This window comes from Prauserella flavalba, assembly GCF_003202235.1.
Classification (GTDB): domain Bacteria; phylum Actinomycetota; class Actinomycetes; order Mycobacteriales; family Pseudonocardiaceae; genus Prauserella_A; species Prauserella_A flavalba.
Genome location: NZ_MASU01000002.1, coordinates 47566 through 72123 on the forward strand (window position 1 = coordinate 47566; position 24558 = coordinate 72123).

A 24558-nucleotide genomic window follows, 5' to 3' on the forward strand; every position below is an offset into this window, starting at 1 on the left:
CTCACCCTGCTGAATCCGGCATCAGGTTAACGCTCGTTCGCGTGGCGGGTCCCGAGGCCATTCGTTGACGAATGGCTGCCTGCTGGTTCCCTCCGCGTTCGCTCGCAGGTCAACTGCGGGTGTGACCGTCGGTGTATGAGCGCAGCTCGAATCGTGGTGGTGGGCACCGGCTACGTCGGACTCACCACCGGTGCGTGCCTTGCCAGTCTGGGTCACCGGGTGACCTGCGCCGATGTGGACGAATCGAAGGTCGCCAGGCTCGCCGCGGGCCGGGTCGACATCATGGAGCCGGGCTTGGCCGAGCTGGTCGCCCGCGGCCTCACCAGCGGCAACCTGTCCTTCGTCGTCGGCGCCAGGGAGGCCGTGCGCGACGCCGACGGGGTGTTCCTGTGCGTCCCGACGCCGATGGGCGCCGGCGGCGCCGCGGACCTGCGTGCGGTGGAGCAGGTGGTGGCCGAGATCGCCGACGTGCTGCCCAGCGGTTGCGCGCTGATCACCAAGTCGACCGTGCCCGTCGGCACGGCCCGCCGGATCCAGGAGCTCACCGGCAGGCCCGATCTGCCCGTGGTCTCCAACCCCGAGTTCCTCCGCGAGGGCACCGCGGTGTCCGACTTCCTCGGGCCCGACCGGATCGTCGTGGGCTCGGACACCCCGGGTGCCGCCGACTGGGTCGCCAACCTCTACGCCGATCTCGGAGCGCCCGCCGTGGTGACCGACGCCGCGAGCGCCGAGCTGGTGAAGTACGCCGCGAACTGCTTCCTCGCGATGAAGCTCTCCTACGTCAACGCCATCGCGGAGCTGTGCGAGCGGCTCGGCGCGGACATCGAGCCGGTGACGCTGGGCATGGGTTACGACCGGCGCATCGGGCGGTCGTTCCTGCGCCCGGGACCCGGCTGGGGCGGGTCGTGCCTGCCGAAGGACACGAGCGCGCTGCTCAGGATCGCCGAGTCGGTGCGGTTCGACTTCGAGCTGCTCGACGCCGCGGTGGAGGAGAACATCGCCCAGCGCGACCGCGTGATCGCCAAGATCGCGGGCGCGGTCGGCGGCAGGCTCGCGGCTGCCCGGATCGGCCTGCTCGGGCTGGCGTTCAAGGCGGGGACCAACGACCTGCGTGACTCGCCCGCGCTGTCGATCGCGTCGGTGCTGTGCGCACACGGCGCAGAGGTGACGGCGTACGACCCCGCGGTGCAGGGCGAGCTGCCCGGCATGCTCGTGGTGGACAACGCCTACCAGGTGGCGAAGGGCGCCGACGTTGTGGTGGTGCTCACCGAATGGTCCGATTTCACCCGGCTCGACTGGGCTTACATGGCGGAGCTGATGCACGGTGACGCCGTGGTGGACACCCGTAACCTGCTGGAACCCCGCGTGGTGCTCGACGCGGGGCTGAGCTGGCAGGGAATCGGGCGGCCGCGTGCCGGGGCACGGGTCACTTCCGTTAGTTGAGCGAACGAAGCGTCCGCCCGTAGGGTTCAGGACGTGTTCACCACCAGACCTGAGCTCGCCGGTACGCGGGGCATGGTCGCCTCGACCCACTGGCTCGCCTCCGCCGCGGGCATGGCCGTACTCGAGGACGGCGGCAACGCCTTCGACGCGGCGGTGGCGGCAGGCTTCGTGCTGCAGGTCGCCGAGCCGCACCTCAACGGACCGGGTGGGCAGGTGCCCGCGATCTTCGTGACCGCGAGTGACCGCACGCCCAAGGTGCTGTGCGGCCAGGGTGTCTCACCCGCCGCGGCGACCCCGCGGCACTTCGCCGATCTGGGCCTCGACCTCATTCCCGGCAGCGGACTGCTCGCGGCGACCGTGCCCGGCGCGTGGGACGCGTGGCTGCTCATGCTGCGCGACCACGGCACGAAGAGCCTGCGCGAGGTGCTGAGCTACGCGATCTCGTACGCCTGGAACGGCGTGCCGGTGGTCGGCCGCATCACCGAGACCATCGACACGGTCGCCGAGCTCTTCGCGCAACACTGGACCACGTCGGCGCAGCTGTGGCTGCCCGGCGGCGAGGCGCCCGCTCCCGGCTCGCTGCACCGCAACCCGACGCTCGCGCGCACCTGGCAGCGGCTGCTCGCCGAGGCCGAGGCCGTGTCGGGTCGCGAGGCCCAGATCGACGCCGCGCGCCGCGCCTGGTCGCACGGCTTCATCGCCGAGGCGGTGGACTCCTTCAGCCGCACCGCGTTCCGCGACGACTCCGGCCGCGACCACGCGGGCCTGCTCACGGCCGACGACCTCGTGGGCTGGGAGGCTTCCTACGAGGACGCGCTGGTCACCGACTTCGGCGAGTGGAGCCTGGTGAAGTGCGGTGGCTGGACGCAGGGCCCCGTGCTCGCGCAGCAGCTGCGCATCCTGGAGGGGTTCGGCGACGAACTGTCGTATGTGGACGGTGTGCCGACCGCGCGGACCGTCCACCTCGCCGTGGAGGCGGCCAAGCTCGCGTTCGCCGACCGCGAGGCGTACTACGGCGACACCGGTGACGTGCCGCTGGACTGGCTCCTGTCGCGCGAGTACGCCGAGCAGCGCAGGGCGCTCATCGGCGACGAGGCGAGTGGCGAGCTGCGCCCCGGCGGCGCGGACCCGAGGCTGCCGAAGATCATCGCCGAGACGTGCGGCGCGCAGGCGGGCGGCGGCGCGATCGGCGAGCCGACCGTGGGGCCGCAGGGCCAGGTGCGCGGCGACACCGTGCACATCGACGTGGTGGACGCCGACGGCAACATGGTGTCGGCGACGCCGTCCGGTGGCTGGCTCCAGTCGTCGCCGACCATCCCCGAGCTGGGCTTCTGCCTCGACTCGCGGGCGCAGATGTTCTGGCTGGAGGAGGGCCTGCCCAACACGCTGGCCCCGCGCAAACGGCCCCGGATCACGCTGTCGCCCTCGATGGCGCTGCGCGACGGGGAGCCGGTGATCGCGTTCGGCACGCCCGGCGGCGACCAGCAGGACCAGTGGCAGCTGTGCTTCTGGCTCGCCCACACCCACGGTGGACTGAACCTGCAGGAGTCGATCGACTCGCCCGCGTGGCACACCACGGCGTTCCCCAGCTCGTTCTACCCGAGGTCGTGGACGCCGAAGGAGCTCGTGGTGGAGTCCCGGGTCGGCGAGGCCGCGCTCGCGGAGCTGCGCGAGCGCGGGCACGACGTGGTGGACGCGGGGCCGTGGGCGCTCGGCCGCCTCTCCGCCGTCTCCCGCGACCGCGCCACGGGCATCCTGCGTGCCGCCGCCAACGCCCGCGGCATGCAGGGCTACGCCGTCGGCCGCTGACCTGACCGCACCCAAGGCCACCTTTGTTGCGTTGAGCGCAACAAAGGTGGCCTTGGGGAGCGTTCCCCTGGAGGGGCTAGGGCTGCCAGAGCCAGAACTCGACGTTCTGGTTGTCGACGCAGTCGGCGGTGCGGCCGTAGGGCTCCCGCTTGACCTCGCGCACCTCGCCGCCGACCGTGCGCACCCGCTCCACGGCGGCGTCGAGGTCGTCGACGGCGTACATCATCTTCCAGCCCGCGTAAGGCTGCCCGCCCCACAGACCCGAGTCCGGCAGTCCGCTGCCCTCCACGCGCCACGCCCTCGGCACGGAGCCCTCACCGAACTGCCAGCCCAGCACCGTGCCGTAGAACGTCTTCGCCAGCTCGTCGTCCGGGATAGTGAACGTGAAGTACGCGGCGTGGCCGTGCGCGGGCCGCGGCGCGCCCGCGGACGAGCGCCTCGGAGCCTGCGCGAGCAGCCAGCGCTGCCCGAACGGGTCGCGGATCCGGCCGGTGAGGCCGTGCCCCCTGTCCTCCACGTCGCCGACCTGCTCGGCGCCCAGCCCCACCGCGCGGCGGATGGCCTCGGCGACATCGGGGACCTCGACCCTGATCGATGCCCCGCCCGAGGCGGCGACGGTGTGGCCGATCTCGGCGAACTCCTCGGCGAGCATCAGCACCGAGTCGCCGATCGCGACCTCGGCGTGGCCCACCCTGCCGTCCGGCATCACGATCGGCTCCGCGCGCCGGGTCGCGCCGAACACCTCGACGTAGAAGTCCAGTGCCGCGCTCGCGTCGGGCACGGCGAGATACGGGGTCAGCGCGTGCGTCTCGGCCCGCGCGGGTGCCTCAGCGGTGGTCATGTCCTCGTCCCTTCCTTCCTGCAGTACCGCGGCCCGCAGCGCCTCGCGTAGCTCGGCGGCGAACCGCGGGTCCGGTTCGATGGGCTGGTGCGGGCGGAAGAGGGCATCGAACGCGTCAGTCATCGCTACCCTCCTTCCCCTCGTAGTGGCGTCTGAACGCGGTTCTGGCCCTCACCAGCAGCGCCTCCGTGGCGTGCACCGTGCGGCCCAGATGCTCGGCGACCTCGGGCACGCTCAGGCCGTCGAGGTAGCGCAGGGTCAGCGCCGCCCGGTGCTGCGGTCGCAGCTGCGCGAGCACCTGCCGGGCACGTAGCGCGTCGAGCTCGGCGTCCCACGGATCGACGCACTCGTCCCCGGCGTCGTGCACGAGGCGCAGCTTGCGGTCCTCCCGCTCCTGCCCGCGCCAGTGGTCGGCGAGCTTGTGCCGGGCGATGCCGATGAGCCACGCCGTGCTCACCGGCGGCGCGCCCGGCCTGCGGCACGCGCTCACCGCGCCGAGGAACGTCTCCGACGTGAGCTCCTCGGCGAGCGTCCGGTTCCCGCAACGGGACAACAGGTAGCCGTACACCTCCGGCAGCACGTCCTCGTACATGCTGAGCAGCGCGAACGCCGGATCGGGCCGTATCCGTGGTTCCGTCACACCCTCATCGTCGTTCGCCGGGCCTCCGCTCCGACGCCTTCCCTCCGACTTTTCGCCCGTTGGGTTCGCCCATTACGACCCCTGGCGGAGGCGCTGCGCGCCGCTAGTCTCGATTCATGGTCACCACGACCCATCACCACAGCTGCACGCTCTGCGAGGCCACCTGCGGCATCACGGTGACGGTCGAGGGCGATCGGGTCACCGGCATCAGAGGCGACGAGGCCGATCCGCTGTCCAGGGGCTACATCTGTCCCAAGGCCACCGCGCTCGCCGACGTCCACCACGACCCCGACCGGTTGCGCACCCCGCTGGTGCGCTTCGGCGACGAGTGGGTGGAGACGAGCTGGCCCGCCGCGTTCGAGCTGGTCGCGGCGGGGCTGCGCGAGGTCCGCGAGCGCCACGGGAGGGACGCGCTCGCCGTCTACCAGGGCAATCCCAGCGCCCACAACTTCGGCCTGCTCACCTACGGCCTGCCGTTCTTCCGCGCGCTCGGCACGCGCAACCTGTACTCGGCGACGTCGGTGGACCAGCTGCCGCACATGCTCGCCGCGCTGGAGATGTTCGGCCACCAGCTGCTGATGCCGGTGCCGGACATCGACCGCACGGACTTGTTCGTGTGCCTCGGCGGCAACCCGGCGGTGTCCAACGGCAGCATCATGACCGCGCCGAACGTGCGGGCGCGGCTGAAGGCCGTGCGCAGGGTCGTGGTGATCGACCCGCGCCGCACCGAGACGGCAGGCCTCGCCGACGAGCACCTGTTCATCAGGCCCGGCACCGACGCGCTGCTGTTGCTCTCGCTCATCGACGTGCTGTTCGCCGAGCACCTCGTGTGCACGGGCAGGCTCACGCCGCACCTGGTCGGCCTCGACATCCTGCGCGAGGTCGCCCGCGGCTTTCCCGCCGAACGCACCGAGCCGGTCACGGGCGTGCCCGCCGAGCGGGTGCGGGCGCTCGCCCGCGAGCTGGCGGAGACGCCGAGGGCGGTCGTGTACGGCCGGGTCGGCATCTGCACGCAGGAGTTCGGCGGGCTCGCCGCGTGGCTCGTGGTGGTGGTCAACGCGCTCACCGGGCACCTCGACGAACCGGGCGGCGCCATGTTCACCACGCCGGCGGTGGACGCCCTTCCGCTCGCGGCGCTCACCGGGCACCGGGGCAGCTTCGGCACCTACCGCAGCCGGGTGCGCGGGCTGCCGGAGTTCGGCGGGGAGCTGCCGGTCGCCGCGCTCGCGGAGGAGATCGACACCCCGGGGGAGGGGCGGATCCGGGGGCTCATCACCTCGGCGGGCAACCCCGTGCTGTCCACTCCGAACGGTGCGCGGCTGGAGCGGGCGCTCGACGAACTCGACTTCATGGTCTCGATCGACCCGTACCTCAACGAGACCACGCGCCACGCCGACGTGATACTGCCGCCCACCGTCCACTTGGAACGGTCGCACTACGAGCTGGCCCTGGCGAACTACTCGGTGCGCAACGTCGCGAAGTACTCGCCGCCGGTGTTCCGGCGAGGATCCGACCAGCGGCACGACTGGGAGATCGTGCTGGAGCTGGCAACCCGCGTGCTCGGCGGCGGTGCGCCCGCGCGGTTGCTCGGCGGGCTCGGGCCGGAGGCCGTGCTCGAACTCGGCCTGCTCGCCGGCCCGCACGGGCTGCGCAAGCTCCACAAGGGACTGTCGCTGCGCTCGCTCAAGCAGGAGCCACACGGCGTGGACCTCGGCCCGCTGGAACGCAGGCTGCCCGGAAGGCTCGCGACGCGGGGCCGGAAGGTCAACCTGGCCCCGAAGTCCTACCTGGACGACGTGCCCCGGCTGCGTGGCGTGCTGGAACGCGAGCGCCCCGCGCTGGTGCTCATCGGCAGGAGGCAGCTGCGCAGCAACAACTCGTGGCTGCACAACAGCGAACGGTTGGTGAAGGGCAAGCCGCGCTGCACCCTGCTCGTGCACCCCGACGACGCGCGCCAGCGCGGTCTCGACGACGGCGACCGCGCGCTGCTCTCGTCGGCGAGCGGGAAGATCGCGGTGCCCGTTGAGGTCACCGACGCGATCATGCCGGGCGTGGTGAGCCTGCCGCACGGCTGGGGCCACCACCGCGACGGCGTGCGCCTCGCCGTGGCGACCGCGCACGCCGGCGTCAGCGCGAACGACGTCACCGACGAGGGCTTCGTCGACGCGCTGACGGGCACCGCCGCCGTCTCCGGGGTGCCCGTGGAACTCACCCCTGAGAGGGAGTTCGACAGGTCCTGAGCGGGAACCGCAGGACGGCGCGGGCGACGACGCTGATCGGCATGACCAAAGCACGGCACGTCCTCTGCTACGTCGCGATCGCCGGCGTCCTCCCGTACCTCCTGCTCAAGATCGTCTGGGTCGCCGGGGGCACGCTCGGCGCCACCGACCCCACGTTCCTCAGGGAACCTGCCATGATCGCCGGCAACGCCTTCACCGCGTTCATGGACCTGGTCGCGATCCTCGTGGTGCTCGCGTTCACCTACGACTGGGGGCAGCGCCTGCCCGCGTGGCTCGTGCTGTTCCCGATCTGGGTCGGCACCGGGTTCCTCGCGCCCATCGCGCTGTCGAGTCCTGTGATCGGCCTGAACCTGGCGATGGAGCCAGGTGACGGCGCCCAGCTGGCGACCTGGGTGACGCCCGTAGTCTACGGCAGCTTCGCCTGGCAGGGCTTCACGCTGCTCGCCGCGTTCGTGCTGTACGCGCGGACCCGCTGGCCGCACGTGTTCGCCGGCACCGCCCCGCGTGGACCGGTCGGCGTCGGGACGGGTGCCGGAGCGGTGCTCGCCCTCGGCACGGGGCTCGCCCACGTGTGGTGGGCGATCGTGCCCGAGGAGGGCGTCAACGTCGCCTCGCGGTTCCTGGACGGCGTGCACGGCGTGCTTGCGCTCGCCGCCGCCGGGGCGGTGCTGACGCTCGCCGGCAGGCGGCTGCGGGGCAGGCTCGTGCTGGCCTGGACCGGCTCGGGCGTGATGTTCGCGTGGGGGTTCTGGGCGGTGTTCACGGCGGTCGCGATGGCAGGCGACACGGACCCCGTGCACCTCGTGCTCGCGTGCGTCCAGGCGCTCGGCGGTGTCCTGCTCGCGCTCGGCCTCCCGGGTACCGCGCGGAGCGTAGCGCGGGAACGCGCTTTTCAGCCGACGCGCGAGGCCGCCGCTCAGGGGTAGCTTCAACGCGTGTTCCCGCCCAGGAAGCTCCTCACCGACGTGATCGGCCCGCTGGCCCTCACCGCCTTCGTCCTGGGCATCACCACCGTCGCCGCCACGCGGCAGCCGCAGGCCCAGCACCTCGACGTGCTGGGCTACGGCCTGTTGTGCGGTGCCGGGCTGCCCTTGCTGGCCCGCAAACGCTTGCCCGTGTCGGTGTTCGCGGTGTCGATCGCGTGCGCGCTGGCCTACTACTGGAGCGGCTACCCCGGCGGGCCGGCGATCCTGCTGCCCGCGCTGGCCCTCTACACGGTGGCACTGGTGCGGGGTCCGCTCGTCGCGAGCATCGCCGGCGGGGCGCTGGTGTTGGCGGGGTACGTGATCTTCGTGGCCGCCGGGCTCGGCTGGCTGCCCGACGCGAGGGCCGCGGGCCTCGTCGCGGGCGTCGCCGCCGTGATCGGCATCGGCACGGCGGTGCGCAACCGCGGCGCGGTGCTCGCGGCCGCGAGGGAGCAGGAGGCCGAGCGCCGCGAACGGCTCGCCGAGCAGGAGCGCCTGCGCATCGCCCGCGAGGTGCACGACGTGGTGGCCCACAGCCTCGCCATGATCAACGTCCAGGCCGGGGTCGCGGCGCACGTCGCCGACCGCAAACCGGAGCAGGCCAAGGAAGCACTGCGCAACATCAAGGAGGCCAGCGCGTCGGCGCTCACCGACCTGCGGGCCACGCTCGCCGTGCTGCGCACCGGGGAGAACCGGGCACCCGCGCCGAGCCTTCGGCAGCTCGACGAGCTGCTCGACCACGCGAGGACCGCCGGGCTCGTGGTGCGCCTGCGCGGCCACGCCGGGGAGCTGCCGGCGCCCGTGGACGCCGCGGCGTACCGGATCCTGCAGGAGTCGCTCACCAACGTGGTGCGCCACGCCAACCAGGCCAGGCTCGTCGAGGTGCGGCTGTCGCGGGCGAACGGCAGCCTGAGGCTGAGCGTGCGCGACGACGGCTCGGGCGCGGCGGCGCCGAAGATCGGCAACGGCCTGCGCGGCATGCGGGAGCGGGCCGAGGCGCTGGGCGGCACCGCCGACGCGGGCCCGGTCGTCGGCGGTTTCGAGGTCAGGGCCGTGATACCGATCGAGGAGCGGACATGACGATCAGGGTGGTGCTCGCCGACGACCAGGCGCTCGTGCGCGCCGGTTTCCGCGTGCTGCTCGACACCGAGGACGGCTTCGAGGTGTGCGGCGAGGCCTCCGACGGCGAGGAGGCCGTCGCGCTCGCGCGCGAGCACAAGCCCGATGTCGTGGTGATGGACGTGCGGATGCCCGGCGTCGACGGGCTGGAGGCGACGAGGCGGATCGCGGAGGAACCCGAGCTCGCCGGGGTGAAGGTGCTGGTGCTGACCACGTTCGACGTCGACTCCTACGTCTACGACGCGCTGCGCGGCGGCGCGAGCGGGTTCCTGCTGAAGGACACCGACCCGGTGGAGCTGCTGCGAGCGCTGCGCGTGGTGGCCGCGGGCGAGGCACTGCTGGCGCCCACCGTCACGCGCAGGCTCATCTCGGAGTTCGTCGGCAGGCCGGAGAACCGCCGGATCGACCCCGGCGCCATCCAGGAGATCACCGACCGCGAGCGCGAGGTGCTCGCGCTCGTCGCGGGCGGGCTGACCAACGACGAGATCGCCGGCGAGCTGTTCATCTCCACGGCCACCGCGCGCACGCACGTCAGCCGCATCATGACCAAGCTCGCCGCGAGGGACCGCGCGCAGCTGGTGGTGCTGGCCTACGAGTCGGGTCTGGTCAAACCAGGCGCCGCGTAGCCTTCACCGCGGCGGGCGGCAGGCCGGGGGCGTCAAGCCGAGGGGGTCAGTCAGCCGAGCGGCGGGATCGCATGACCTCGCGTGTCACCCTGACCAGGAAAACCGCGGCGAGCACGGCGACGAGGGAAATCTGCAGCCACATCACGCCTCCTCTCTCCGGGGCCCGATGCTCCGCTCGGAGGGCGTGTGACCGTGGGATGAGGTTGGCCGTGTTGGCCAACCTCACCCGTTCGGCGGTATGAAGCTCAGTCGCCCGTGTAGCTGGGCGGCGCGTGGTTGATCTGCTCGTCCAGCAGGTCGGTGAACACCGGCTCCAGCTGGTCGCGGTTGGGGCCGGTCACGTCGATGATCACCACGCGCTTGTAGAGCACGTACACCGCGCGGAAGACGCTGTCGGAGCTGGCGTTGCCCGCCCCGAACACGGGGACGCCCTGCATGGACAGCTCCGGGACCTCCGGGATGCCGCCTTCCTGCTGGATGACGCCGTACTCCTCGGCGGCCGACACGGCGGCGTCCTCGTTGGACACCTCGATCGCGTAGATGCCGATCGTGGCGTCGCCGTCGCGGGTGGTTTTGAGCAGGCCGTCGGTCATCCCGGCGTCCTCGAGCGCCTGGACCATCGACTCCGGCAGCATCTGGTTGGTCCTCAGCTGCTCCAGGTTGAACGGCCCGCCGCCGTTGCGCTCCTGGCCGGGCGGGTCGATGATCGCCGACTCGTTGTCGGCGGGCACGGCCTTCGCCGGGGGCGGTTCCGGCAGTGCCGAGCTGGTGGGCTGCTGCGGGGCCTGCGACTGCGAGGTGGCAGGCGGGTCGGTCTGTGCCTGCGGGTTGTCGTCACCGCCGTTGATGAACAGCGCCCACACGGCGAAGCCGATACCCGCGAGCAGGACCACGCCGAGCACGGAGAACAGCACCTTGCGGCCTGCGCCCGACTTGGACTCGGACTCGAACGACTCGGGGCCCTGGCTCACACCCCACTCGGAGCTGCCCTGCGGCGCGATCGGCGGGAAGTCGCCACCGCCCCACGGCGGCGTGGCGTCCTCCTGCGGCGCGTTCCACGGCTGCTGTTGCTGCTGGTACTGCTGCTGCTGAGGACCCGCGAACCCGCCGGGAGGGGAGGCGGGCTGCTGGTACTGCTGCTGCGGCTGGGGGAAGCCCGCCGGGGGCGAGGCCTGCGGCCGGGGCTGCTGCGACTGCCAGCCGGGCACCACCTGGGTGCGCTCGCCACCGGCATCGGAGGGGGAGACGGCCTGAGTGGCTTCCGGCTGCTGGGGCTGTTGCGGCTGCTGCTGTGGGGTGCCCTGCGGAGGCGAGAGCGGCTCGATGATCTGGGTCGAGTCGGCGTTGCCGCCCTGCTCGCCCTGCGGCTGCTGTTCCGTCGAGGTCACCGCCGACGACAGGATCTGGTCCCGGCGGGTTCTGTACTCGTCCGCGGACAGGCTGCCGGACGCGAGACTCTCGTCCAGCTTGCGTAGCTCTTCCTGCCAGGTCACCCCCGGCCCCCCTTCGGGACAGTTCTGTGCATGCTCGCGTCAGCTCAGCGAACATCGACGATGAAAACCGAGGACATTGTGCACCTCGTGTCAGGGGCGCACTGTGGCGACCACCCAGACGTAACCTACTGTGCCGTCGGGTCCGGCACCGCCCGCAACAGGACCCCGATCATGGCTGTCACCTGGTTGTTATCTGGGATTGGCCGCGAGCGCGGTGCCGAGCCGGTCGATCGCGTCGTCGTGCAGCAGGGCGCTCGCCCCGCCGGTGACGATCCGCTCCACGAACTCGACCACCACCACGTCGCGGTCGGCGAGCAGCTCGGCGATCTGGTCGACCGACGACTCCGCGACCGTCTCGGCATGCACGACGGAGAGGTCGCGGACGGCGGCCGTGAGGAACGGCGTGGCGAACTGGGTGTAGGAGTCGGCGATCACGCCGACCTTGTCCTCGATCGTGCCCTCGACGGGCTCGCCGCGCTGTTCCACCTGGAGCTGCATCTTGAAGTCGCTTGCGAGGTAGCGGGTGCGGTCCTCGCCGCCGTCCGGCGCGAGGGTGTAGCGCGTGAGGTCGCGCTGCTCCTGCCTGCCGAGCATCCGGGGCAGGTCGGCGGGCCACGCCTGCCTGCCGTCCGGCGCCACCTGCCACGTCGCCGTGCTGCCGGGCGTGATCCGCTCGGCCAGCGCGTACGTCATGGTGAGCCCGCCGGCGAAGTTCCAGTGGCTGTCGATGGCGTCGTACAGCGGCTCGCCGGTCTGCCGCTCGGTGTCGCGCAGGGCGGGCCGCAGGTCGATGGCGCCGGCCTCGGTGGGGACGCGGCGCCAGAACTCGGCCGCCCGCTGCTGCGAGCACTCCTTCCCGACGTAGCTCTCCGGCAGGTGCTGCGGCATCACCGTCGTCTTGTCCGGAGCGACCACCAGCTCGAACTCGCGGCCTGACGCCTCGACGGCCTCGCGCAGCTTGTTCAGCTGCGTCACCACGCCGCTCACGTCGCGCACCGGATAGCACCTGGCCTTGACGTCCTCGCCGAGGTAGAGCCAGTTGTCGCTGCCGGCGATCACCTCGGGGAACAGGTCGGGCGGCGTCTCCTGTCGCTCGCTGCCCGGCGAGACGCCCACCGTGTCGCGCGCGCCACCGCCCACGTCGGGCGGATCGCGGAACACCCCGGTGCTGATACCGCTCGCCGCGTCGATGCCCGCCTCGCGCAGCGGCAGGTGGTCGGTCGCCCACGCGGAAAGGCCGGTGAAGAAGCCCCAGCCGTCCGCGATGCTCGGGAACTCGGCCAGCGCCCTGTTCTCGAACGCCTGCGGCCGAACCCCGAGCACGAACGCGAGCGCCGGGGCGAGGAAGAACACGACCGCGCAGGTCAGAGCGGTGCGCTGGCGAGGGCTGTGCCGGGGCCGGTAGAGGTTGTGCTCGTTCGGCAGCCACGATTCCGGCGTGGGTGGAAGGCCCCCGCCCACGGGCGGGTGCGATCGGGGGCCTGCGGACACGCGCCGTATCGTATCGCCGGGCCGGGTGAACTGGGGGCCGGTTCGGGTCGATCAGTGGAGGGACGCGTGATGCACGGCGTCGACTACGAGCAGCGGCTGGCCGCGGAACGGGAGACGTTCGCGCAGCAGGTCGACCTGCACGGGAGCCTGCCGGAGTCCGCGCACCGCTGGTCGGCGAGGCACATGCTGCCGAAGCTGAACGCGCTCGGCGTTCCCACCATCGACCACCTCATCACCGGCGAGATCGCGAGCAGGGCCGCCGGGCTCGACCGCGACGCGGTGGTGCTCTCGCTCGGCAGCGGCAACGGCGATCAGGAGCTGGGCTGGCTGCGGACGCTCGCCGACGAGGGCGTGCACAACGTGCGCGTACGCCTGCTGGAGATCAACACCGACATGCAGGAGCGCGCAGCGAAGGCCGCCGAGTCGCTCGGGCTCGCCGACCGCGTCGAGCCCGTGGTCGCCGACTTCAACACGTGGGTCGCCGACGCCAGGCACGACGTGGTGGTGGGCTACCAGGTGCTGCACCACGTGCTGGACCTCGAACACCTCTACGGCCAGCTCCGCGACAGCCTCACGCGCGACGGCGTGCTCGTGGTGCACGACATGATCGGCCGCAACGGGCATCGCCGCTGGCCGGAGGCGCTGGAGGTGATCGAGCGGATCTGGGCCACGCTGCCGGCCGAGCTGCGCCGCAACGCGATCACCGGCGCCGTCGACGAGGTCTACGACGACGTGGACTGCGCGGTTGACGGCTTCGAGGGCATCCGCGCGCAGGACGTGCTGCCGGTGCTCCTGCGCTACCTGCACCCGAGCTTCTTCCTCGCGCTCGGCAACATCATCGACCCGTTCATCGACCGCATCTACGGGCACAACTTCGACATGGCCGACCCGGCACATCAGGCCCTCATCGACCGGCTCGGCACGCTCGACGACACCCTGATCGACCTCGGCATCGTCACCCCGACGCGGCTCACCGCCCTGTTCCATCCCACGCCGCGGCCGCTGCGCGTGCACGGCGAGCGCACCCCGGCGCGGTCGGTCCGCAACACCGAGGTGCTCGACCCGGCGGGCCGCGTCTCGTTCGACCCCAGGGGCAGCGACCCCGGCGGCCTCGTGCGCGGAGCCGGAGTCGCGGCGGGCCGGATGAACGGCGTCTTCCACGACGCGTGGGCGGGCCGCACCGTACGCTTCCCGGTGCTGACCACGGCCGACGTCGCGAGCATCGAACTGCGTACGTACGTGCCGGAGTGGATGCCGGACACCGGCGAGGTCACCGTGAGCCTCGACGGCACGCCGGTCGGTTCGATCGAGGTCGGGCCCGAGCTGACCGAGCGGAGTCTGCCCATCCGCGTGCCCGCGCATCGCACCGCCGAGCTGACCCTGAGCGCCGACTGGGCGGTCAACCCCAACCGTCACGGGCTCGGCGACGACCGGCGCAATCTGGCCTATGTGCTGGTCGGCATCACATTGCGGGAAATCTGAACCTGTCACCGGGGACAGTGTGTGAACCGCTAATCTCCCCGCATGGGTACGGGACCTCGGGGTGAGCGGCTCATCGACTGGACCGGGGAGCGGTGCGTGCCGTGGGCCGACGACCTCCAGGTCATCTACGAGCACTACCACCGGTACGCCTTCGCGCTGCGGTTCACCGAGGGCAAGCGCGTGCTCGACCTCGCCAGCGGTGAGGGCTTCGGCAGCGCGCTGATGGCCGCCAAGGCCACGCAGGTCGTGGGCATCGACATCGACGAGACCACCGTCGAGCACGCCCGGCAGCGCTACCCGCTCGGCAACGTCCGGTTCGAGGTCGGCTCGATCACCGACCCCGGCGCGTGTGCGAGCGAGGAGCCCTTCGACGTCATCACGTGCTTCGAGGCGGTGGAGCACGTGCTGGAGCAGGACCGGCTGATGGAGCTGGTCGGCAACCGGCTCGCGCCCGGCGGGATCTTTCTGTGCAGCACGCCCGACATCGACGTCTACACCCACGACCACGGCAACGAGAACCCCTACCACGTCCACGAGCTGCACGAGGGCGCCTTCCGGGAGCTGCTCGGCGGACGCTTCGAGCACGTGCTGCTGCTCAAGCAGAACGTCGCCGTCGGCTCGGTGATCCACGACGGCGAGTCCGGCTGCGACAGCGAGACCTACACGCTGAGCAGGCGCGCGGCCGACGACTGGTCGGTGGACCGCGGCGCCCCGCACACCTACTTCGTGGGCATCGCGTCGAACCGGCCGTTCGAGGTGCCGCACACGTCCGTGCTCGTCGACCCCAAGCTGACCCTGGTGCATGAGGCGAGGGCCGGTGAGATCGCGGGGCTGGCCGACTCGGTGCGCACCCTGGAGGCCAGGCTGCGTGAGCGCACCGCCGCCGTCGAGGACGCCGAGGCCAGGGCGCGGACGCTCGCCGGGGAGCGGGACGAGGCGCTGGCCCAGCTGCGTCGCGTCAACGAGTGCTATCGCAAGGCCGTCGACGAGGGCGACCAGCTGCGCCGCAGGGCCACCCGTGACGCGGCGAGGCTGAGCTGGCTCTCGGACAACCTCGGCACCCTGCGCCAGACCGTCAACCACCTCGCTGGGGAGAACGCCAGGCTCTCCGCCGAACACTCCGAGCTCGCGCAGAAGCTGCTCGGCCGCTACCGCTCCGCCGTCGAGAAGCTCGCCCCTCGCGGCACCCGCCGCCGCGACGCCTACGAGACCGCGCTGGGCAGGCAACCGGGGCCGGTCGTGCCCGCCGAGGAGGTGCCGGGGCCGGTCGCCGTCACCACCAGCGACGAGCCGATCGTCTCGGTGGTGATCCCGATCTACGGCAACTGGGCCTACACGCGCCGGTGCCTCGAGTCGATCGAGGTCAACCTGCCGATCACGCCGTTCGAGGTCATCGTGGTCGACGACGCCTCGCCCGACGACACGGCCGACCGCGTCGCGGGCTGCGCGGGGGTGCGGCTGGTCCGCGCGCCACGCAACCTCGGCTTCATCGGCGCGTGCAACCTCGGCGCCGAGCACGCGCGCGGCGAGCTGGTGATGTTCCTCAACAACGACACCGAGGCCCGGCCCGGCTGGCTGGACAAGCTCGTGCAGGTCTTCGACAACGACGCCTCCGTCGGGCTCGCCGGGTCGAAGCTCGTCTACCCGGACGGCACCCTCCAGGAGTCCGGCGGCATCATCTGGCGCGACGGCAACGGCTGGAACTACGGCAGGGGAGCCAACCCCGACGAGCCGCGGTTTCGCACGATGCGCGACGTCGACTACTGCTCGGGCGCGGCGCTTCTCGTGCGCCGCGACCTCTTCGAGCGCATCGGCGGCTTCGACACCCGCTACGCGCCCGCGTACTACGAGGACACCGATCTCGCGTTCGCCGTGCGTGCCGCGGGCTACCGCACCGTCGTGCAGCCCGAGTCGGTGGTGGTGCACCACGAGGGCGTCTCGAACGGCACCGACACCGGTTCCGGCGTGAAGCGGCACCAGGAGCTCAACCGCGAGGTCTTCGCCGAGAAGTGGGCGAGCGCATTGGCCGACCACCTGCCCGAGGCGAGCCCCGGCAACCTGTGGCTCGCCCGCGCCCGGGGTGCGCACGGCCACCGCGGCGGGCTCGTCCTCGTCGCCGACCACCAGGTGCCGCGCACCAAGGAGGACTCAGGCTCGGTCCGCATGGCCCGGCTGCTCGACCTGCTCGTCGACCTCGGCCAGCGCGTGGTGTTCTTCCCCATGAACGGTGCGATCCCCGAGGAGTACACGGCGCCGCTGCACCGCAAGGGCGTCACCGTGATCGCCGATCAGGGCCAGCAGGAGGAGTTCGTGCGCGACGCGGGCAGCGCGTTGCGGCTCGCGGTGCTGTCCCGGCCGCAGGTGGCGTGGCGGCTGCTGGAGCCGCTGCGTCAGCACGCGCCCGGCTGCGTCGTTGCCTACGACACCGTCGACCTGCACTTCCTGCGTCTGCAGCGGCAGGCGGACCTCGCGGCTCAGCTCGGCGACGTCGCCGAGCGGGACACGCTGAGCAGGCGGGCCGAGGCGCTGCGGGAAATGGAGCTCGGGCTCGCGCGCGCGTGCGACGTGACGCTCGTCGTGTCGGAGGTCGAGCAGCGGCTCCTCGGCGAGCTCGTGCCCGCTTCGAAGGTCGAGGTGCTCTCCAACGTGCACGAGGCCGACGTCGCGAGGGCCGACGTCGAGGGCCGCTCGGGCGTGTTGTTCGTCGGCAGCTTCGACCACATCCCCAACCGCGACGCCGCCCGCTGGCTCGCCGAGGAGATCATGCCGCTCGTGCGGCAGCGCCACCCCGGCGCGGTGGCCCACATCGTCGGCAGCAACCCGCCGCCGGAGATCGGCGAGCTCGCGCGCGAGGGCGTGGTCGTACACGGCTGGGTGGAGGACCTGGCCGCCCAGTACGAGCAGGCCCGCGTGGTGGTGGCCCCGCTGCGCTTCGGCGCGGGCGTGAAGGGCAAGGTCGGCGAGGCGCTCGCCCGCGGCGTGCCCGTGGCGGCGACCGCGCTCGCGGCCGAGGGCATGCACCTCGTCAACGGCGAGGAGGTGCTGCTCGGCGAGACCGCGGCGCAGCTGGCCGAGCGCATCGGCACGCTGCTCGCCGACGACGCGCTGTGGCTGCGGATCTCGGAAGCCGGCAAGGAGGCCGTGAACAGGCGGTTCGGGCCGGGCGTTGCCCGTGAGACGCTCGCCGGGCTGCTGCGGGGGCGCTCGGACTGACGACGGCATCGGGGGGACGAGTGGCCGGCACGGGCAAGCGGCGAAAGCTGAAGGAGTACGCCGACCCGAACATCGGGTTCGCGTGGCTGCGGCTGTTCGGCGCCATCACGGTGGTGATCGACCACAGCTCGCCGCTCGTGCACCCGGAACGGCTGACGATCTTCCCCGCGAGCTGGCACGCCTCGCCCGGCTATGTGGCGCTCATGGGCTTCTTCGCCATGAGCGGCTGGCAGATCAGCGACAGCTGGGAACGCGACCCGTCGTGGTGGCGGTTCAGCGGACGGCGCCTGCTGCGCATCCTGCCGCCGCTGCTCGCGGTGGTGTTCGTCACCACGTTCGTGATCGGTCCGCTGTTCACCAGCCTCACGGTGGGCGAGTACTTCGCCGACCAGCAGACCTGGCGCTACCTCGTGGGCACGTCGCTGCTGTTCCTCCTGCAGCATCTGCTGCCAGGCGTGTTCGACGACAACCCGTACCCGTGGTCGGTCAACGGTTCGCTGTGGACGCTGCCGATGGAGATGGTGGGCTACGTGCTCGTCCTCGTCGTCGGCCTGCTGGTGGCGTTCGGCGTGACGCGCTACGTCGTGCTGCCGGTGCTGGCGGGGCTGATGGTGCTGGACGGGATGTTCCAGGCGACGTTCGGCTTCCAGGGCAACGCGGGCTCGCTCATCGAGGTGCCGATCGGCTCGATGGTGTCGTTCATGGTGCCCTTCGCCATCGGCATGGTGATCCACACGTTCCGCGACCGGATCCCGCTCAACGGACCCGCGGCGATCGTGCTGTTCGCGGGCTGGATCGCGGCGCACTGGACCCCGCTCGACCGGTACCTGCTGGCCATCTCGGCGAGCTACGGCGCCATCGTGATCGCCCACCACTGGCCCACGTGGTTCAAGGCCGACGGCAGGCTCGTCTTCGGCAGCTACGGGCTGTACATCTGGGCGTTCCCGGTGCAGCAGATGATCATCGCGGCCGGGGTGCACAACCAGTGGGTGCTGATGGCGCTCGCGGTGCCCGCCGCCTACCTGTGCGGCGTCGCCTCCTGGTGTCTGGTGGAGGCGCCGACGCAGCGCAGGCTGCGGAAATACCTGGTCAAGCCCAAGCCTCCGCGGCAACCGAGGCCACCGTCGCCCCGGCCGCCGAGCTTCGCCGAGGCCGACACCGTCCGGTTCAGCCCAGTGGCAAGGCCGCCCGCAGGTCGGCGACCGCCTTCGATGCGAGTTCGCTGAGCCGCTCGGCGGAGGTGTCCGCGGTGGGCTGCGAGACCCACAGGTTCACCGCCGTGTCACCAGACGCGTACCAGGTGCCGCTGAGCGTGCGTTCGCCGAGCTCGCCCGACATGGTGTCCTGCGCGGTCTCCTCGGTGAAGCCCGCGCCGAGCATCAGCTCGCGCATGTCGTCGACCACGGAGTTCGCGGCGGCGGCGTTGTCGAGCGGGAGCACCAGCATGAAGTACGCCGCGTCGCCGTCGGTGGAGGCGCGGTAGACGATCTCCTTCGCGCCGGCGTCGGTGAAGATCTTGCCGGAGGACTCGGGGTAGAGGCCCAGTTCGACGCCCTTGGCGATCGACATCGTCGAGTTGTCGCTGTTCTGCTCGCCGGGCAGCACGGGCAGGCGGTCCTCCAGCGCGACCTCGGTGGGCGGCGCGGGGCTCGACGACGGCGCGGTGTCGCCCTGCACGGAGCCGCTCGACCCGCCGATGCCGCCGAGCCACCACGCGCCGCCGATCACGGCCGCGAGTGCGAGGAAGACGCCGAGCGAGATGTACAGCCACGTGCGCCTGCGGCCCCGGTTCTCCGGGGGCGGCGGAGGTGTGACCAGTGGCTGGCTCTGCAGCCTGCTCATCGGCATGGTCAGCTCGGTGTCGGCGGGGCTGGGCGCCGTGGTGGGCCGCCCGTTGGACAGCAGCGACGCGGGCGTGACGCGGGGCGGCTGTTGCGGCGCGGGCGGCTGCGGAGGCGGCTGGGTGGCCTGGTGTGCGTCGGCGGCCGGGTTGGCGGCCTGCCACTGCGGGGCGCCGCCCACGTCGGCGCGTGGCGAGGCGAACGGCGACACCACCGGGCTACCCGAGACCTCCGCGAGGATGTCCTCCCGGCGCCGCCGATGCAGATCATGGGAGATCGTTCCGGCGGCGAGCTCGGCGTCGAGGCGTCGCAACTCTTCCTGCCAAGTCATCGAGAACCCCCTGACCAACACGAGCGAGCGCATGCACAGTATTGCGTCACCCCTTTGAAGGACATTCTGTCGCCTAGGATTGACTCATGTCGTGGTTCGGTCGAGACAAGATGAGGCTCGTGTCCGCCGAGGAAGCCCTTCCCGGTCGCGCCGAGCCGCTGCGGACGCCTGACCTGCACGCCGTGTTCCCCGATCGCCGGATCAAGCCCCCGTTTCCGGAGGGCCTGCGGACGGCGGTGTTCGGGCTCGGCTGCTTCTGGGGTGCGGAACGCCTGTTCTGGCAGACGCCGGGTGTCTACTCGACGGCCGTCGGCTACGCGGGCGGGCACACGCCCAACCCCACCTACGAGGAGGTCTGCTCGGGACTGACCGGGCACACCGAGGCCGTGCTCGTGGTGTACGACCCCGCGCAGGTGTCCTACGAGCAGCTGCTCAAGGTGTTCTGGGAAGGTCATGACCCGACGCAGGGCATGCGCCAGGGCAACGACCTCGGCACCCAGTACCGCTCGGCGATCTACTACGCCGACGACGCCCAGCACCAGGAGGCCGAGGCGTCGCGCGCGGCGTTCCAGTCGGCCCTGCGTGCCGCGGGCCACGGGGAGATCACGACGGAGCTGGCGCCGCTCGGTGAGTTCTACTACGCCGAGGACTACCACCAGCAGTACCTGCACAAGGTGCCGAACGGCTACTGCGGCCTCGGCGGCACGGGCGTCTCCTGCCCGGTGGGCCTGACCCTCCCCGCCGAAGGCCGCGAGGTCTAGCCAGCGCGCTCAGGGCCCCCAGCTGCAGTGAAGGCCACCTTCACTGCGTTGAACGCAGGCATGGTGGCCTTCACTGCGGTTGGGTTGAGGGGGGCCCGCCGTGCTCAGCTGAAGGTCACGTCCGAGCACGCGTAGAAGGCGTTCGCCGTGTCGGCGACGTCCCAGACCGCCAGCACCACGTGGTGGCCCGACTTTCCGGCGGGCAGCGTGCCCGTGTGCTTGACGGTGTTCGGCGGGCGCTGGCCGCCGAAGTCGACCGTCAGGAACGGCTCCGGTTCGAGCTGGGCGCGCGTGAGCGGCTCGCCGGGGTTCCAGCCGTTCTTCGTCACGAAGTAGCGGAACGTCGAGGTGGCGTGCGGGACCTTCAACGTCCACTCGAACTCGAAGTCCTGGCCGCTCGTCATCGGTGTACGCGGCCACGGCTTCGCCGGGTCGTCGAGCTGGGCGAACTGGGCGTTGCCCGCCGCGCAGATCCGGCCGTCGGCGGGGCCCGCCGCGGGGAAGCCCTTCGGGCCCTCCACGCTCTGCGGTTCCCATTGGATCGGACCACAGTCACTCACCGCGCCCTGCTGGCAGTGCAGCGAGCGACTCGGCGGGTTCTGCGTGTAACCGTGGCCGGAGGCGCTTGGCGCCAGTGCGACGGAGGCGCCGAGCGGAATCAGGCCCAGTGCGGCGAGCGCCGCCGCACGGCGGGTGCGGGTGCCGGACATCGTCTTCTCCTCTCACCGGAAGCGATGTCGGAGATTTTCCCCTGCAGGAAGATTGGTGTAGACCACTAACCGGAGCAAAGCGGACGCGCGACGGTTCGACAGATTGGTCCACACCAATGGCGAACGGCGTAGTCCATTGCCCGGTCCGGGCGCAAGAAAAAGCTCCCCCGTGCGGGGGAGCTTTGAAAAACCGAGAGCGGACGACGGGACTCGAACCCGCGACCCTCACCTTGGCAAGGTGATGCGCTACCAACTGCGCTACGTCCGCCTGCACCGCTTTCCGGTGGTGCTCACACAGTCTATACCGACCCGGATCCGGGGTTGCGAGGCACCCGCCCATGCCTGAATGTGGGCATTTGGTCACGTCCGTAGTACAAGGGGTGACGGCGATGCCGTGGCTCCGTATGGTGTTCAACGTTCAACCGAAAGGGCTACGGCCCAGAGGGGGTGCCTGGCTGGATGGACCGTGCGGTTTCCGGATCCGATGAGCCGGCACTGCTCGCCCGACTGCGTTTCGGCGAGGATGCCGCGTTCGGCGAGCTGTTCGAGCTGCACGCGGGGGCCGTGCGCAGGCTCGCCCGAGGTCTGGCTTCCGACGCGTCGGAAGCCGAGGACATCACCGCCGAGACGTTCTTCCGGGTGCTGCAGGCCGTGCGCAGGGGCAACGGTCCACGCGACAACGTCCGCGCGTACCTGCTGACCGTCGCGCGCCGCGTGTCATGGGAGTGGCACGGGGCCCGCCGCGACGTCCCGGTGACCGACGACGAGCTGACCAGCCGGGTCGGCGCGGGCGCCGACTCCCAGAACCGCACCGCGGAGGCCACGCTCATCACGCGCGCGTTCTCCAGCCTGCCGGAACGCTGGAAGACCGTGCTCTGGCAGACCGAGGTCGAGGGCGTGCAGCCCGCCAACGCCGCCGCCCACTTCGGCCTGAGCCCCAACGCGACCGCCGCGCTCGCGCGCAGGGCCCGGCTCGGCCTGCGCGCGGCGTACCTGCAGGCCCACCTCGCGGTCAACCGCAGCTCCGACGGCTGCCGCACCGTGATGGAAAAGCTCGGCGGCTACACCGCGGGCAGCGTCACCGGCTCCGAGGCTCGCAAGATCAAGTCCCACCTCGGCACGTGCGCGTCGTGCCGGTCGACCCACGACGAGCTCATGGAGGTGTGCTCGTCGCTGCGGGCACACGCCGGGATCATCGTCCTGCTCGTGCCAGCCACCGGTCTCGCCATCAGCGCCGGGTCGGGCGCAGGCACGGTCGGCGGGGTGAGCGCCGTCAGCGGCGCCGCGGGCACCATCGCGAGCGGGGCCGGTGGCGGCATCGGCGGCTCGGCGCTCGCCGCGATCGGCACCAACGTCAAGCTCGGGCTCGCGCTCGCCTCGACGGCCGCGATCGGCGCGGTGGGGGTCGCCGCCGGGCCGGTCGACGACGGGATGCAGGACCCGATCGGGTTGCCGAGCGACGGCAACGCCGTCGAGCTCCAGATCGCGGAGGCCACGTCGGATCCCCTTTCGCAGCTGCCTTCGAGCGAACCGGGCGCCCGGTCCTCCGACGCCGGCGCCCCACAGCAGGGCAGGTTCGAGGCGGGCCCCGCCTTCGAGGAGGTCGAGCCCGTCGGCCATCAGGGCGCCACCGAGTACTCGCTGCCACCAGGGGCCGAGATCGCGAGCGAGGCCAGCCAGGGCCGTTCGCAGGGCAGGAGCACGGAGCTGCCCGGCACCCACGTGCCGCCGGGGCAGACGAAGGACAAGCCGCGCAGCGACCTTCCCGAGCAGCCCCAGCCCACCACCGGTACGCCGCTGTCCACCACCGACACGTCGACCCCGGGCACGTCGAAGCCGGAGAAACCTTCCAAGCCGGAGCCGCCGTCGAGGACCGAGCCGCCGTCGCGGTCGTCGGGACACTCGACGTCGCCCGGGCTCACGTCGTCGCCGCCGGAGTCGACCACGACACCCTCCGGGTCCTCCGGGACCATGCCGCCGTGCCCGAGCGGCCCGCCCGCCTGGGCACCCGCCAACGGCCACCACCACTGGGCGTGTGAAGAACAGCAGCCGGAAGCGGACTTCCCGCGCGGCTGAAGATCACGGTAACGTCTCAGAGGAACGTGCTCGGGCGGGCTTGCGGAGGAAGCGATGAACCGGCTGGTCCGGGGTTCTGACGGCCGGGAATGGATCATTCGCGGCCAGATGGAGTGGCGGCGCCCCGCCACGGCCGACGACTTCGAACACGACGTCGCCGCGAGCTACGCGCCCGGCATCGTCATGGCGGCGGTGGCCATCGGACTCGCCGTCGTGCTCATCGTGTGGATGCCGGACGACGTCCGCGTGCCCTCCTGGGTGCCGCTGGCGGTCGTGCTGGTCGCCCTGTTCTTCCCCCTGCGCTGGGTGCTGCGCAGGCCGTGGACGGTCGTCGCCGAGACCGAGGGCGACGTCACCGGCGAGCGGCCCTCCGAGCGCTGGGTCGGCACCATCCGGGGGATCTTCACCGTGCGCGGGGAGATCAACCGGGTCGCCAAGTCCATCGCCCGGCACGACCTGCCGGATTTCGAGGGGCCGCTGCACCCCGTCGAGTAGCGTGGAGTGAGCCATGCCCGAGTTACCGGAAGTCGAAGCGCTCGCGTACCACCTGCGGGAGCACGCCGTCGGCCGCACCGTGACGAGGGTGGACGTCGCCTCGCTCAGCGTGCTCAAGACGGTGAGCCCGCCGTGGACCGAGCTGCACGGCCGGGAGGTGACCGGAGCGGGCAGGCACGGCAAGCACCTCGACCTCGTATGCGGTGACCTGCACCTGATCGTGCACCTCGCGCGGGCGGGCTGGCTGCGCTGGTCCGACTCGCTCTCGCCAGCTCCGCCGCGGCCAGGCGGGAAGGGGCCGATCGCGCTGCGGGTGCATTTGACAAACACTGCGGCGCGAAGCGCCTCCGTGGCGGGTGGCGGTGGGCGACGGGAGGGCGGGCCGGGGTTCGACCTGACCGAGGCCGGTACCAAGAAGGGTCTCGCGGTGTGGATCGTGCACGACCCGAAGGAGGTCGACAGCATCGCGCGGCTCGGCCCGGACGCGCTCGACCTCGACCGCGACGGGCTGGCGACGCTGCTGAAGGGCCAGACCGCGCGGCTCAAGACGGTGCTCACCGACCAGCGCGTGCTCGCCGGTATCGGCAACGCCTACTCCGACGAGATCCTGCACACCGCCCGCCTCTCGCCGTACGCGACGCCCGCGAAGCTCACCGACGAGGCGATCGACCGGCTCGCCGAGGCCGTCCGCGAGGTGCTGACCGGCGCCGTCGAACGCTCGGTGGGCCAGGACGCCGCGCGGCTGAAGGGCGAGAAACGTTCGGGGCTGCGCGTGCACGCGCGCACGGGACTGCCGTGCCCGGTGTGCGGAGACACGGTGCGTGAGGTGTCCTTCGCCGACAAGGCGTTCCAGTACTGCCCGACGTGTCAGACCGGCGGCAAGCCCCTCGCCGACCGGCGCATGTCCCGGTTGCTCAAGTGAATGACAACGGTGCGTGACAACCCGCAGTCGCGAAATACGCACAGAAAGTGTACGGCTAAC

The 24558-nt window shown here is 71.6% G+C and carries 19 protein-coding genes and 1 tRNA gene; 13 read left to right on the forward strand and 7 right to left on the reverse strand.

Annotation, left to right across the window (positions count from 1 at the left end):
- The first annotated feature begins 135 nt into the window (after positions 1-135).
- Together BA062_RS02490 and BA062_RS02495 are read left to right on the forward strand one after the other, a co-directional pair.
- On the forward strand, positions 136-1443 hold the full coding sequence (locus tag BA062_RS02490; protein WP_110334401.1) for a UDP-glucose dehydrogenase family protein: 1308 nt from the start codon (positions 136-138) through the stop codon (positions 1441-1443).
- Between the two features lie 33 nt (positions 1444-1476).
- Complete coding sequence (locus BA062_RS02495; RefSeq protein ID WP_110334402.1) at positions 1477-3252, forward strand: gamma-glutamyltransferase family protein; 1776 nt, start codon at positions 1477-1479, stop codon at positions 3250-3252.
- 76 nt (positions 3253-3328) lie between these two features.
- Here BA062_RS02495 and BA062_RS02500 read toward each other — a convergent pair whose 3' ends face one another.
- Entirely contained in the window at positions 3329-4216 is an 888-nt protein-coding gene (locus tag BA062_RS02500; protein ID WP_110334403.1) for a VOC family protein, read from the reverse strand.
- Positions 4209-4733 (reverse strand): RNA polymerase sigma factor, encoded by a 525-nt coding sequence (locus BA062_RS02505; protein WP_110334404.1) that lies wholly within the window; start codon positions 4731-4733, stop codon positions 4209-4211. The genes BA062_RS02500 and BA062_RS02505 overlap by 8 nt, the downstream gene beginning before the upstream one ends.
- Before the next feature lie 116 nt (positions 4734-4849).
- Between BA062_RS02505 and BA062_RS02510 the strand changes: the two genes are divergently transcribed.
- Genes BA062_RS02510 through BA062_RS02525 form a run of 4 tightly spaced genes read left to right on the forward strand, consistent with a single transcriptional unit; the run spans position 4850 to position 9683 of the window.
- Positions 4850-6973, forward strand: coding sequence for a molybdopterin-dependent oxidoreductase (locus BA062_RS02510; RefSeq protein ID WP_110334405.1), 2124 nt, complete (start codon positions 4850-4852; stop codon positions 6971-6973).
- Positions 6974-7014: 41 nt separating this feature from the next.
- Positions 7015-7899 (forward strand): hypothetical protein, encoded by an 885-nt coding sequence (locus BA062_RS02515; protein WP_110334406.1) that lies wholly within the window; start codon positions 7015-7017, stop codon positions 7897-7899.
- Between the two features lie 9 nt (positions 7900-7908).
- Positions 7909-9018, forward strand: coding sequence for a sensor histidine kinase (locus BA062_RS02520; protein ID WP_245959646.1), 1110 nt, complete (start codon positions 7909-7911; stop codon positions 9016-9018).
- Entirely contained in the window at positions 9015-9683 is a 669-nt protein-coding gene (locus BA062_RS02525; protein WP_110334407.1) for a response regulator, read from the forward strand. Before BA062_RS02520 ends, BA062_RS02525 begins: the two co-directional genes overlap by 4 nt.
- A gap of 245 nt (positions 9684-9928) precedes the next feature.
- Here the strand turns inward: BA062_RS02525 and BA062_RS02530 are convergent, their stop codons facing one another.
- Positions 9929-11176: a flagellar basal body protein FliL gene (locus tag BA062_RS02530; protein WP_110334408.1), complete on the reverse strand. Its 1248-nt coding sequence runs from the start codon at positions 11174-11176 to the stop codon at positions 9929-9931.
- Positions 11177-11365: 189 nt separating this feature from the next.
- Positions 11366-12667, reverse strand: a complete 1302-nt coding sequence (locus BA062_RS02535) for an alginate O-acetyltransferase AlgX-related protein (protein WP_245959647.1) — start codon at positions 12665-12667, stop codon at positions 11366-11368.
- 69 nt (positions 12668-12736) lie between these two features.
- Between BA062_RS02535 and BA062_RS02540 the strand changes: the two genes are divergently transcribed.
- Genes BA062_RS02540 through BA062_RS02550 form a run of 3 tightly spaced genes read left to right on the forward strand, consistent with a single transcriptional unit; the run spans position 12737 to position 18588 of the window.
- Positions 12737-14149 (forward strand): SAM-dependent methyltransferase, encoded by a 1413-nt coding sequence (locus tag BA062_RS02540; protein WP_110334975.1) that lies wholly within the window; start codon positions 12737-12739, stop codon positions 14147-14149.
- A gap of 42 nt (positions 14150-14191) precedes the next feature.
- Positions 14192-17362, forward strand: a complete 3171-nt coding sequence (locus BA062_RS02545) for a glycosyltransferase (RefSeq protein ID WP_110334409.1) — start codon at positions 14192-14194, stop codon at positions 17360-17362.
- 20 nt (positions 17363-17382) lie between these two features.
- Positions 17383-18588, forward strand: coding sequence for an acyltransferase family protein (locus BA062_RS02550; RefSeq protein ID WP_245959648.1), 1206 nt, complete (start codon positions 17383-17385; stop codon positions 18586-18588).
- Here BA062_RS02550 and BA062_RS02555 read toward each other — a convergent pair.
- A complete protein-coding gene (locus tag BA062_RS02555) occupies positions 18530-19534 on the reverse strand; it encodes a hypothetical protein (protein ID WP_110334977.1) in 1005 nt (334 codons plus the stop codon). The genes BA062_RS02550 and BA062_RS02555 overlap by 59 nt on opposite strands.
- An 86-nt stretch (positions 19535-19620) precedes the next feature.
- On the opposite strand from BA062_RS02555, the gene msrA reads away from it, so the two are divergent.
- Positions 19621-20295, forward strand: a complete 675-nt coding sequence (gene msrA, locus BA062_RS02560; RefSeq protein WP_110334410.1) for a peptide-methionine (S)-S-oxide reductase MsrA — start codon at positions 19621-19623, stop codon at positions 20293-20295.
- Between the two features lie 104 nt (positions 20296-20399).
- Here the strand turns inward: msrA and BA062_RS02565 are convergent, their stop codons facing one another.
- Positions 20400-21005, reverse strand: coding sequence for a lytic polysaccharide monooxygenase auxiliary activity family 9 protein (locus tag BA062_RS02565; protein WP_110334411.1), 606 nt, complete (start codon positions 21003-21005; stop codon positions 20400-20402).
- A gap of 195 nt (positions 21006-21200) precedes the next feature.
- Positions 21201-21273: transfer RNA gene (locus BA062_RS02570), tRNA-Gly, on the reverse strand.
- 191 nt (positions 21274-21464) lie between these two features.
- Between BA062_RS02570 and BA062_RS02575 the strand changes: the two genes are divergently transcribed.
- The 3 genes from BA062_RS02575 to BA062_RS02585 are packed head-to-tail and all read left to right on the forward strand — an operon-like array spanning position 21465 to position 24498.
- Positions 21465-23081 carry a sigma-70 family RNA polymerase sigma factor gene (locus BA062_RS02575; protein ID WP_110334412.1) on the forward strand — a complete coding sequence of 539 codons (1617 nt, stop codon included), beginning with the start codon at positions 21465-21467 and terminating at the stop codon, positions 23079-23081.
- A gap of 54 nt (positions 23082-23135) precedes the next feature.
- On the forward strand, positions 23136-23576 hold the full coding sequence (locus BA062_RS02580) for a DUF983 domain-containing protein (protein WP_110334413.1): 441 nt from the start codon (positions 23136-23138) through the stop codon (positions 23574-23576).
- A 13-nt stretch (positions 23577-23589) separates the two neighbouring features.
- Complete coding sequence (locus BA062_RS02585) at positions 23590-24498, forward strand: Fpg/Nei family DNA glycosylase (RefSeq protein ID WP_110334414.1); 909 nt, start codon at positions 23590-23592, stop codon at positions 24496-24498.
- Positions 24499-24558 lie beyond the last annotated feature (60 nt).

Coding starts and splice junctions, on each gene's coding strand:
- BA062_RS02565 (WP_110334411.1), bottom strand. CDS start 21,005: ATGTCCGGCACCCGCACCCGCCGTGCGGCGGCGCTCGCCGCACTGGGC.
- BA062_RS02580 (WP_110334413.1), top strand. CDS start 23,136: ATGAACCGGCTGGTCCGGGGTTCTGACGGCCGGGAATGGATCATTCGC.
- BA062_RS02490 (WP_110334401.1), top strand. CDS start 136: ATGAGCGCAGCTCGAATCGTGGTGGTGGGCACCGGCTACGTCGGACTC.
- BA062_RS02555 (WP_110334977.1), bottom strand. CDS start 19,534: ATGACTTGGCAGGAAGAGTTGCGACGCCTCGACGCCGAGCTCGCCGCC.
- BA062_RS02510 (WP_110334405.1), top strand. CDS start 4,850: ATGGTCACCACGACCCATCACCACAGCTGCACGCTCTGCGAGGCCACC.
- BA062_RS02545 (WP_110334409.1), top strand. CDS start 14,192: ATGGGTACGGGACCTCGGGGTGAGCGGCTCATCGACTGGACCGGGGAG.
- msrA (WP_110334410.1), top strand. CDS start 19,621: ATGTCGTGGTTCGGTCGAGACAAGATGAGGCTCGTGTCCGCCGAGGAA.
- BA062_RS02540 (WP_110334975.1), top strand. CDS start 12,737: ATGCACGGCGTCGACTACGAGCAGCGGCTGGCCGCGGAACGGGAGACG.
- BA062_RS02585 (WP_110334414.1), top strand. CDS start 23,590: ATGCCCGAGTTACCGGAAGTCGAAGCGCTCGCGTACCACCTGCGGGAG.
- BA062_RS02575 (WP_110334412.1), top strand. CDS start 21,465: ATGGACCGTGCGGTTTCCGGATCCGATGAGCCGGCACTGCTCGCCCGA.
- BA062_RS02515 (WP_110334406.1), top strand. CDS start 7,015: ATGACCAAAGCACGGCACGTCCTCTGCTACGTCGCGATCGCCGGCGTC.
- BA062_RS02525 (WP_110334407.1), top strand. CDS start 9,015: ATGACGATCAGGGTGGTGCTCGCCGACGACCAGGCGCTCGTGCGCGCC.
- BA062_RS02500 (WP_110334403.1), bottom strand. CDS start 4,216: ATGACTGACGCGTTCGATGCCCTCTTCCGCCCGCACCAGCCCATCGAA.